The sequence below is a fragment of the Lysinibacillus sp. CNPSo 3705 genome (genome assembly GCF_028674935.1).
Taxonomy (GTDB): domain Bacteria; phylum Bacillota; class Bacilli; order Bacillales_A; family Planococcaceae; genus Lysinibacillus.
Genome location: NZ_JAQZSD010000049.1, coordinates 23,001 through 32,904, shown reverse-complemented (window position 1 = coordinate 32,904; position 9,904 = coordinate 23,001). Strand labels below are relative to the sequence as shown.

The 9,904-nt window shown below is 35.7% G+C and carries 10 protein-coding genes; 3 read left to right on the top strand and 7 right to left on the bottom strand.

The window, feature by feature from the left end; all coding sequences use genetic code 11:
* Positions 1 to 161: 161 nt before the first annotated feature.
* Positions 162 to 929: a sulfite exporter TauE/SafE family protein gene (locus PVA17_RS18150; RefSeq protein WP_132362873.1), complete on the top strand. Its 768-nt coding sequence runs from the start codon at positions 162 to 164 to the stop codon at positions 927 to 929.
* Between the two features lie 109 nt (positions 930 to 1,038).
* Positions 1,039 to 2,421, top strand: coding sequence for a Na+/H+ antiporter NhaC (nhaC, locus tag PVA17_RS18145; protein ID WP_274068493.1), 1,383 nt, complete (start codon positions 1,039 to 1,041; stop codon positions 2,419 to 2,421).
* A gap of 332 nt (positions 2,422 to 2,753) precedes the next feature.
* Here the strand turns inward: nhaC and PVA17_RS18140 are convergent, their stop codons facing one another.
* The 3 genes from PVA17_RS18140 to ytaF all read right to left on the bottom strand — a co-directional run bounded on the left by PVA17_RS18140 (position 2,754) and on the right by ytaF (position 5,093).
* Positions 2,754 to 3,692, bottom strand: coding sequence for an LCP family protein (locus tag PVA17_RS18140; protein WP_274068492.1), 939 nt, complete (start codon positions 3,690 to 3,692; stop codon positions 2,754 to 2,756).
* Positions 3,693 to 3,722: 30 nt separating this feature from the next.
* Positions 3,723 to 4,364 carry a helix-turn-helix domain-containing protein gene (locus PVA17_RS18135; protein ID WP_274068491.1) on the bottom strand — a complete coding sequence of 214 codons (642 nt, stop codon included), beginning with the start codon at positions 4,362 to 4,364 and terminating at the stop codon, positions 3,723 to 3,725.
* 99 nt (positions 4,365 to 4,463) lie between these two features.
* Positions 4,464 to 5,093 carry a sporulation membrane protein YtaF gene (ytaF, locus tag PVA17_RS18130; protein ID WP_274068490.1) on the bottom strand — a complete coding sequence of 210 codons (630 nt, stop codon included), beginning with the start codon at positions 5,091 to 5,093 and terminating at the stop codon, positions 4,464 to 4,466.
* A gap of 303 nt (positions 5,094 to 5,396) precedes the next feature.
* Here ytaF and PVA17_RS18125 point away from each other — a divergent pair, with 303 nt between their 5' ends.
* Complete coding sequence (locus tag PVA17_RS18125) at positions 5,397 to 6,155, top strand: class I SAM-dependent methyltransferase (RefSeq protein WP_274068489.1); 759 nt, start codon at positions 5,397 to 5,399, stop codon at positions 6,153 to 6,155.
* A gap of 83 nt (positions 6,156 to 6,238) precedes the next feature.
* On the opposite strand, the gene PVA17_RS18120 is transcribed toward PVA17_RS18125, so the two are convergent.
* The 4 genes from PVA17_RS18120 to PVA17_RS18105 all read right to left on the bottom strand — a co-directional run bounded on the left by PVA17_RS18120 (position 6,239) and on the right by PVA17_RS18105 (position 9,902).
* Positions 6,239 to 6,646 (bottom strand): GNAT family N-acetyltransferase, encoded by a 408-nt coding sequence (locus PVA17_RS18120; RefSeq protein WP_274068488.1) that lies wholly within the window; start codon positions 6,644 to 6,646, stop codon positions 6,239 to 6,241.
* Positions 6,647 to 7,053: 407 nt separating this feature from the next.
* Complete coding sequence (locus PVA17_RS18115; RefSeq protein WP_100544371.1) at positions 7,054 to 7,377, bottom strand: YnfA family protein; 324 nt, start codon at positions 7,375 to 7,377, stop codon at positions 7,054 to 7,056.
* A 134-nt stretch (positions 7,378 to 7,511) separates the two neighbouring features.
* Positions 7,512 to 8,249, bottom strand: a complete 738-nt coding sequence (locus PVA17_RS18110) for an urease accessory protein UreH domain-containing protein (protein WP_274068487.1) — start codon at positions 8,247 to 8,249, stop codon at positions 7,512 to 7,514.
* A 135-nt stretch (positions 8,250 to 8,384) separates the two neighbouring features.
* A complete protein-coding gene (locus PVA17_RS18105) occupies positions 8,385 to 9,902 on the bottom strand; it encodes a multicopper oxidase family protein (RefSeq protein WP_274068486.1) in 1,518 nt (505 codons plus the stop codon).
* Positions 9,903 to 9,904 lie beyond the last annotated feature (2 nt).

The following is a 9,904-nucleotide window of genomic DNA, read 5'->3' as shown; positions in this document are numbered from 1 at the left end:
AAAAAACAATTTTTTTCTTCATTTTTTCTTCGTTACCAATGTTAAGGAATTGTAAACGATATTTACATGACGAAAGATAAACCCCATTGTCATTTATTACAATTCGCAGTACTGTTAAAAGAAAAGTGTATCTTACAAATAAGGATGTGAGTATCATACATATGGACATCGATTTACTATCACTTGTAATTCTTTTAGCACTTGGCTTTATCGCATCCTTTTTAAATGCGATTGTCGGTGGCGGAGGATTAATTTCGTTACCTGCGCTTTTGGCTGTTGGTTTACCTCCAAGTACAGCAATTGCCACAAACAAACTCGCCAATACAATTAGCAATGGGACTAGCATGTTAACTTTTTTACGAGCTGGCAAAGTTGATGTGAAAAAGAATAAGAAAATAATGCCTTTTATTTTTATTGGTTCATTCATGGGTGCATATACGGTGCATCTCGTATCTCCAGCTATTTTAAAGCCTCTAATGCTTGTTATGCTCGTACTAGTAACAGCTTATACGGTTTTCAAAAAAGATTGGGGTCAAAAACCTGAAGAGCGATCATTAAGTACTCTTAAGAAAATAGCCTTCGTTGGTGCTTTTGCTGCTGTTGGCTTTTACGATGGTTTCTTCGGGCCTGGTACTGGTTCTTTTTTTATTTTTCTTTTATTAATGATGGGAAATGATTTCTTACAGGCAGCGGGAAATGCAAAAGCCTTTAATTTCACATCGAACTTAGCTGCGCTTGCTATGTTTTTACTAGTAGGAAAGGTTAATTTTGTATACGGTCTACCTATGGGCTTCGTTATGATTTTTGGTGCGATAATAGGGTCAAAATTTGCGCTGAAACGTGGGACAAAAATGATGCGTATTATTTTTATCATCATGACTTGTACCTTAATTGTCAAAAATACATGGGATTATTTCATCACCCATTAAGTACAGTACTACCAATTTCATCAGCCGATTGACAAAATATATTAGCGTGCTATAATTCTTTTAGGCTTCACCGCGTTGAAGCGAGGAAGTAACAAGTAGGAGGATTAGCATGTTTCGAATAGAAGCTAAGAGTAACCCTCGATTTATTGAGGCAAGCTTTATAATACTATTAATAATTGCCATGATGGCGCTCAGTATTGGGTTTTTAAAAGCAACACCCCATATACCTATTTTTCTTGTCATTTCACTTTTAATTGCCTATGGATTACTAAAAAAAGTTCCTTTTCGTGAGCTTGAAACTGGTATGATTGCTGGTGCAAGTGCTGGACTTGGGGCTGTTTTTATTTTCTTCTTTATTGGTATTTTAATTTCCAGTTGGATTATGGGTGGCACAATTCCAACACTTATCTACTACGGCTTTTTAACTATTACACCAAGTTTTTTCTTTGCGATCGTATTTTTGATTTGTAGTATCGTTGGTGTTTCTGTAGGTAGTTCTTTAACTACTGTAGCAACTGTTGGCGTTGCCTTTATGGGAATTGCTGGTGCAATGGACCTCTCATTAGCTATAACAGCTGGTGCGATTGTTTCAGGAGCTTTCTTTGGTGATAAAATGTCTCCATTATCGGATACAACAAATCTTGCATCTGGTACGGTTGGCGTCGATCTTTTCGAGCATATTAAAAATATGGGTTGGACAACCATTCCAGCATTCGTAATCTCATTCGTCCTTTATGCAATATTATCACCAACAGAAGCAAATACTTCATTTGAAACAGTTGAGCAATTTAAAGATGGATTACTGTCTACTGGACTTATTCATTGGTATACATTATTGCCAATTGTTGTTCTTGTTATTATGACTTTGTACAAAGCGCCTGCACTTATCACACTCGCAGTTGTTTCAATTATTGGTGTAGGGCTTGCCTACATACAAGAACCGATTGCACTATCGAATGTCTTTAAAATCCTTTTTGAAGGCTATGTATCTTCTACAGGGAATAAAGACGTGGATGCATTACTGAGTCGAGGTGGTATGAACAGTATGCTATTTACAATTTCCTTAGTCTTATTAGCTTTAACAATGGGCGGTCTATTATTTACCCTCGGCATTATTCAAAGTATTTTAGCGAAGGTAGAGAGCTTATTTAAAAGCGCTGGCTCTGTCATTACAGGAGCTGCTATTACGGGGATTGGTATTAACACATTAATTGGTGAGCAATATTTATCTATCCTACTTACTGGTGAAGCTTTTAAAGCGCAGTTTGCAAAGGTTGGACTTGCCCCTAAAAATTTATCCCGTGTTATGGAGGACGCAGGTACTGTAGTCAACCCTCTTGTTCCATGGAGTGTTTGTGGTATTTTTATTGCTAGTGTACTAGATATACCAACAACAACTTACCTTCCTTTTACCTTCTTCTGTCTACTTGGACCAATTTTGACGATTATCTTTGGTTGGAGCGGTAAAACATTAACAAAGCTTGAAAAATAAGATTGGTAGCTGATGAATTCGTCAGCTACTTTTTTCTATTCTAGGCGGCACTTCATCATCCCACGTAATTTTCTAAAAAAAACGCCTTTATTTTGATACCGTTCATCGAAACTAATGCTTATATGCTCAAAAATATGACTTTATTTGAACATTTGGAGAAAGTTTAGTAGATTTGCTTGCACAAGGAATTTCACAAATCTAATGGTAATGTAATTTACCGATAAAGGACCTATAAAATAACAAAAGAGTATGTTTTGAAATAATAGTTCAAAACATACTCTAATTTTTGCTCTACTGACTACTTAATGATGTTGTCACCTTTAGTAAAGTACTTAGTCATTTTTTTCATTGTCCTTTGATGATAAAAAGTCTTCTAATGCCTGTTTGTTCTTATCGAGGTCAATATCTAAGACGTCACCTACGTTGACACGTTTGTCTTCATAAGCATCTGCAACAGGAATTCGTAAAGTGTCAATACCTTTAGAGTTTCCTTTTACTATTCCTTTTGCAATTGTAAGGATTGTTTTATTATCAACATTTGTATCAATGTAGGAATCTGCAACGCCAAGTATTTTTGGCAAGTTCATTAAGCTCGAAACACCAATTTGTTCTTTCACCTTACCCAAAACCTCTTGCTGGCGTTCCACTCGCCCAAAATCACTTAAGCGATCGTGACGGAAACGTACATAGCCTAATAACTCGTTACCATGTAAAACTTGTTCCCCAGGATGTAATGTCATACCAATTCCATGAGACATTTCATAAGGAATATCAACCTCTATCCCATCAGGTGCTAAAAGATCTATAATTTTAGGGAATCCTTTAAAATCTACAAGAGCGTAGTAATTTACATCAATATCAAAATTTTGCTTAATTGTTTTCCTTACAAGTTCAGGACCTCCTAAAGCAAAAGCAGCATTTATTTTATTCATTCCGTGCTCTGGGATGTCGACATACGTATCCCTCATAATCGAAACAAGTTTGACATCATTTGTCGTTTGATCGTAGTGTGCAATCATTAAACTATCCGATCTACCATCCTCATCTCTAGCGTCACTTCCCATTAATAGCACATTAATCTGACCAAATTGCACATCCGCTCCTTCAAATGGGTCAAACGCTTTTTCGTTATCTTTTATATGACTATCGTCTGCCATAGCCAATCCGCTATTATATTGATAAACCCCATAAATAATCCCTGCTACGATTACGAATGCGAATGCTAAGAACAAATTCCTTAGCCATTTTCGGCCTTTTTTGCTTCTTTTCATAAATAAATCCACCTATCACTTAAGTCTAAGTTATTTTTTTAGTAATGCATTTGTAGTAAGTTGCACAGCTATTGCATCGTCTAGATAGCCAATAGGAAATAAATAATCCGGTATAACATCTACTGGAATAATAAAATATAATAATGTACTTCCAATTAAGGTTAGTTCAAAAATAGTTCCCTTCCCCAATGTAAACTTCTCATATAATTCTTTTAATTTGCTTATAAACGGCCCAATGCTTCCTACACTCTTTATTTTTTCGTCAAAATCCTTAAGAATCGAATTTTTACCTTCTTCTGTTTGCGCATAGAGTCCATAGCTTTCTAGTTTCTGTTCAACATGAGACACCGAAAATTCATCATCGTAAACATTAGAAGATTTAAGAAGAGATTGTATTGCGTCAACAGAGGTATGAATATCTGAATCTGATTCTTCTTGTCTCTGTTCAATTGGGTATCCTGCTGCTTCAAAAAGATTGATTAAAGGAACATCAAGGCAGTCTGCAAATTTTTCTAAATGTTGTGGTGTCGCATTTCTCTTACCATTTATTATCCGTGAGATCGTAGCTGTGTCGATTCCAGTGAGTTCACTAAACTTCCGCATAGATAATGAACGTTCTTTCAATAACTCTCTCAGCATTAAACCAAGTGTACTGTTTTTCTGTTCAGCCATTTTCGATTCTCCCTTCTTACTGGCTTAAAGTAGTGTCAAACATGAAATGATCATTCTCAAGAAGTGTATAATTTTGTTGACATTTTGTCAACAAATTAATTAGAAGAAAGCAGCAAAAGCGATTATTATCAACATTACTCCACTAATTATTGTTCCAAATTGCCCTACAGTAAATGAACCGATCCGAACATCTGCAACTTTACTCCCTAACTTGACACCTAACCAAACAGTAATAAAACTCCCAATTGCAGCAAGTATCGAGATGACAAGTGGTGAAAGACCAAGTAGACCTGCACCTACACCATTCGTTAATGCATTCGCCGCTAAGGCAATGCCGAGAAGTACAGCCTCTCCCCATCCAATTTCCCCAGACTTATTGAATTGAGCTTCCTCGGGATTTCTTAAAATATCTTGAACATTATTATTAGCATTGTTTTTATTCACCTTTGAAGTTTCTTGTTTCCGCGGTTTCGCCAAAAGAATAATCCGAATTCCGATTATACATAATAATATTGCTCCAATGACGACAGGAAGCATACCTGGAAGAATTTTTGACAGCCATACGCCAAATGTAATGCCTGCCATACTCATTAGAAAACAAATGATCGAGATTAAAATATTTTTATCAAATCTAACATTTATCTTTCGAATGCCGTACGAAAGTCCGACACCTAAATTATCAATACTAGATGAAAAAGTAAAAGCCAAAATGATTAACCAAGTCACCATACCACATCCCTTATTTTTTTATATCATATTACTCGCATTGACAAATGGTACCTATTTATTCGAAAAATGTTGACAAAAAAACAACATTATTTTGGTAACACAATAAAGTGTGTGAATGAGTGGCTTTCAGCGATTACAATCCGGCTGGGGCTTTCAATGAACCAATTAAGCCAACGGGTATTAGTCAAAAAGCGATATCTGTTTATCCCTTCTATATTCCAATATGGAATCAAAAATAATGATTTTACGCATTTCTGTTCAATTAAACTTTTTGGTAAACTCGAAGAAAGGAGATGAGGGGAAATGACAACCAAATGGAATGCCAATTTATATGATCAAAAGCATGGCTTTGTTTCAAAATTTGGAGGGAGCTTAGTAGATCTGCTTGCACCACAAAAAAATGAGGAAATTTTAGACGTAGGTTGTGGCACAGGCGATTTAGCCCATGAAATTGCAGCTTTTGGTGCCAAAATTCAAGGGATAGATGCCTCTCATGACATGATTATCGCTGCACAGCAAAAATACCCAGACATTACGTTTCATACAATGGATGCTACCGTACTTAACATGACAATTCAATTCGACGCAGTCTTTTCAAATGCTGCATTACATTGGATGAAACAGCCGGATGAAGTCATTCAAAATATTTACAATGTACTGAAACAAGGTGGTCGTTTCGTTGCTGAAATGGGAGGTCACGGTAATATTGCGTCTATTGTTTGGGCACTGCAAAAAAGTATGGAGGAATTAAAATTGTCTTATATTGAGGATTACTTCCCTTGGTATTTTCCAACTTTAGAAGAATATCAGTCGAAATTAGAAGGCGCCGGATTTACAGTTGAAATGATTACGCTATATGAGCGCCCAACACCGCTTCTAGGCGAAGACGGGCTACGTAACTGGCTAAAAATGTTCAGTTATAATATGCTAAAGCATTTATCAGAAACTGAAAAAGAACAGATTTATGAAAAATGTGAAAAATTATTACAGTCTAAATCTTATCAGAATCATCAATGGTTTGCTGATTATTACAGATTACGTTTTGTTGCCATAAAAAAATAACAGCCATTACACACATGAAATTGCTGATAATTAACGTAGCACGTAAAAACGCTCGGAAAATATCCAAGCGTTTTTCTTTCTATTTATTTAATTCCAGACTGCATTTCGTAATTTCTAACGAGCATTCCGTTTGATTTTAACATTCCTAACTTCTCATAATAAGGGACTAAGTCATCCTCACAACATAAATCAATCATATAGATATCTTCGAGTTCCTTTAACATTTGTTTGACTAATTTCTTGCCAATACCTTTATTTTTATACTCCGGCAAAACTTCAAGGAACGGAATGTAGGCAGATAAAACGCCATCGCTAATCGCTGTTATAAATCCTACTACTTGATTCGTATGATCATCTAAAGCAATGACTATCTTACTACTGTTTTTTAACAGCTTTAAGTGAGTTTGTAGATTAGGTGGATTCGGCCAATCTACAAAAAAGCCATTCAACATTTCAGAAGAAATTCCATCAAGAGAATTTTGGTATATCATCTTATATCAACTCCTAAATTATTCTTTCATTTTTAGGTAGATGAAGGTATTAAAAATATAGTAGCAAAATGGCAACCTCCAAACATTTCTGGGATTGCTATAAGCTATTCGATTTCAAGTTCTTAAACTCCTTCTTTTTGTACTTTTTGATTACATTCAAGGAATAAATCTTGGTTATATTCAGTAATTTAAGTAAACAAATAGAATGTATATTTTCATTTAGTAATATACGTTCTCCTAGATCATCTTGAAGATTTAATGGATTTACGTGTACTTTTAGCAAACATTTAGTTTTCAAACTACATTAATGAAGAATCGACCTTTTTTAACCTTAATTTAAAGCAAAAAAACCCTTCACAATCATGATTTTACTAAAATTGTGAAGGTTCATAAAAAGATTTTATTTATCATGAACGAGGGATTAAAATCACCAAAACACCAATTAAACAAATGCCTGCTCCAACGAAATCCAAGATGTCTGGTTTTTTCCCATCGATTCCCCAGCCCCACAAAATGGAAAGGACAATAAAAACACCTCCATAGGCAGCGTAGACTCTTCCAAAGGTTGGGAAGGACTGAAACGTAGCGACAACTCCATATAAAGCCAACACAATCCCGCCTATAACTCCCCAATAAAATGGTTTACCTTCTCTTAACCAAAGCCAAATTAAATAGCCACCCCCTATTTCTCCAATTCCTGCGAGGATAAATAATAATGTTGCACTAATCATTTTTTTCACTCTTTCTGTATCTGTTTAGTCTTTTAGTAAAGGTATTTCATCCAACAATTATTCAATACTATATTCCCCCCTTTAGAATATGGATTTGGACTTCTGTTTTAGGAAGCAAGGGCGCATCTTTCTCTTTAAAGCAATCCCCAGTATGTAATTGTATCTGCTATGCCTATAATAATCAGCATAACACCCGCCACAATTTGAATCACTCGTCCCATTTTCATGCTTGTACGCATTATAAATCTTTTTGCATCAAATAAATGAATAAGACCTAGCATCACTAGAAGTGGCACAGAGGTTGCTATACCAAAAATAGCTGGCAAAATTACACCATACGAAGAGGTTACGACTGATGGCATTAACCACACGAAAAATAGCACAAACATCGTAGGGCAGAAGGCTATGGAAAAACTAGCGCCCAGCAGAAAGGAGCCAATTTTACCTTCTTTTAACACAGCCGGAATATAATTAGGAATTCGATTTAAAAATTTTAATTTTAAAATTCCTATTAGCACGAGTCCTGTTATGAACATGATCGGACCAAGTGCTTTGCGAAAAATAGGAAAATACTTAGTCATCTCAGTTTCAAAGGATTGACCGAAAAGCCAGGCGAAGAAACCTATTAAACTAAATACAACGACTTTCCCTAGAATAAAAAACACAATTTCTTGCCAATTGTTTTTCATTTGCAAAGTCCGACTTCCATAAAAGGTGATAGCACTCATATTCCCCGTTAATTGACAAGGTGCTAAAGCGCCTATTAATCCAAGAAGAATCGCAATAATGAGCGGGGAATGTTCGTAAGAATTTAAAAAAACTGTAATCGGTCCACTAATGACTTGGCTTATTTTCGAAAATAAACTATACATCTATAAACACCTTCTATTTTTGATAAACTGCTTAACATGACTCAATATCCGCTCGAAAAAAACATAAAAGAAAAATCCCGTATTAAAAATTAACACAGGATTTTAAGCAAACTGCATTTTAACTACAATCAAACATTAATCCACCTTAATTTGACCCATCATTCCATTATCCTCATGCTCCAGAATATGACAATGGAACATGTAAACGCCCTTATGCTTAAATTGTACAGCTATTTTTACAGTCTCATCTGGTTTTACGGAGATACTATCCTTCCATCCTTGTTCATTTTCAGGTGGCTTTTTCTCATCGCGTGAGAGTATTTTAAATTGTGCTCCATGAATATGGAATGGATGAATCATGCCACCCATCATATCTGGCTTATTATAAATTTCCCATACCTCAGTAACACCTTGTTTTTGAGTAAAATCAATTCTTTCCGGATCAAATTTCTTGCCATTTATCGTGACCATGTCCATCATTCCAAAGAGTTCCACTTTTTTGGTAACAGGTAGATCCATTTCTTTATCTTCCAATGAAAGATCATTCAATTTTTTAGGGACCATACTCGTTTCTCCACTTTGATCAGTAACTACAAATGGTAAAAGGACAGATCCATCCTCATTTATTAAAGCTAGGTCATTCACGTCCTGGATTTTTGAAAAGTCAACTACGATTTCTGCCCTTTCGGATGGCGTTAGTGTCATCTCTTTTAAAGAAACGGGTTCATTCAAGAAACCACCATCCGTGGCGATTTGAAGAAAGGAATCCCCAGTACTCAATTTAAACGTATAATTTCTCGCATTTGACCCATTTAATAAGCGAAGACGGACTTTCTCTTTGTTTACAGTCAATTTAGGATTGTACGTTCCATTAATTAATAATGTATCTCCAATCGTTCCGTCTGTGTTCATTGCAGCACTATAACTTAATTGTTTTTTCTCATCAAATGTTCTATCTTGGAAAATCAAGGGGAAATCGTTCTTCCCATAGTCATTTGGCAATCCTAGACTTTTTGAATGATCATCTTCAATGTAAACCAAGCCTGCAAGCCCGTTATATACCTGTTCAGCCGTTTTTCCATGTGGATGAGGATGGAACCATAGCGTCGCCGCTTCCTGATTCACTTTAAATTCGAGGGTTTTTTCTTCGCCTGGTTTAAGAATGCTTTGCGGACCACCATCTTTGTTCGCCGGCACCTCTAGTCCATGCCAATGAAAAGTTGTATCCTCATCCAGTTCATTTATAGTTCTAATCTTTACAGTTTCACCTTTTACAAGACGAATCATCGGGCCGAGAAACGACCCGTTATACCCATACGTATTTGTTTGAACACCATCGAATATTTCTGTTTTTCCTTGTTGTGCCCTAACTGTGTATACAACTTCATCTTTTTTATTACGTTTAAGTTCAGCAGGGATTTTTATTTCATTTACTCCTGTCGAATTATTTAAACTAACGACATTGCTATGACTCTCATGACCATTCATCATGTCATGATCCATATCCTTCATATCTTTTGAAGAGTGATCCATACCTTCCATCTTCATCTTGTCATGATCCATGTCCTTCATATCTTTACTATTTCCTTGGCTACAAGCCCCAAGTATGCTCAAACTTGCGATAATACTTGCTACTAATGCTATTTTCCTCATAT

Bases quoted from the DNA above. Each gene is read 5' to 3' on its own strand.
- PVA17_RS18150 (WP_132362873.1), top strand. From the start codon at position 162: ATGGACATCGATTTACTATCACTTGTAATTCTTTTAGCACTTGGCTTT.
- nhaC (WP_274068493.1), top strand. From the start codon at position 1,039: ATGTTTCGAATAGAAGCTAAGAGTAACCCTCGATTTATTGAGGCAAGC.
- PVA17_RS18140 (WP_274068492.1), bottom strand. From the start codon at position 3,692: ATGAAAAGAAGCAAAAAAGGCCGAAAATGGCTAAGGAATTTGTTCTTA.
- PVA17_RS18135 (WP_274068491.1), bottom strand. From the start codon at position 4,364: ATGGCTGAACAGAAAAACAGTACACTTGGTTTAATGCTGAGAGAGTTA.
- ytaF (WP_274068490.1), bottom strand. From the start codon at position 5,093: ATGGTGACTTGGTTAATCATTTTGGCTTTTACTTTTTCATCTAGTATT.
- PVA17_RS18125 (WP_274068489.1), top strand. From the start codon at position 5,397: ATGACAACCAAATGGAATGCCAATTTATATGATCAAAAGCATGGCTTT.
- PVA17_RS18120 (WP_274068488.1), bottom strand. From the start codon at position 6,646: ATGATATACCAAAATTCTCTTGATGGAATTTCTTCTGAAATGTTGAAT.
- PVA17_RS18115 (WP_100544371.1), bottom strand. From the start codon at position 7,377: ATGATTAGTGCAACATTATTATTTATCCTCGCAGGAATTGGAGAAATA.
- PVA17_RS18110 (WP_274068487.1), bottom strand. From the start codon at position 8,249: ATGTATAGTTTATTTTCGAAAATAAGCCAAGTCATTAGTGGACCGATT.
- PVA17_RS18105 (WP_274068486.1), bottom strand. From the start codon at position 9,902: ATGAGGAAAATAGCATTAGTAGCAAGTATTATCGCAAGTTTGAGCATA.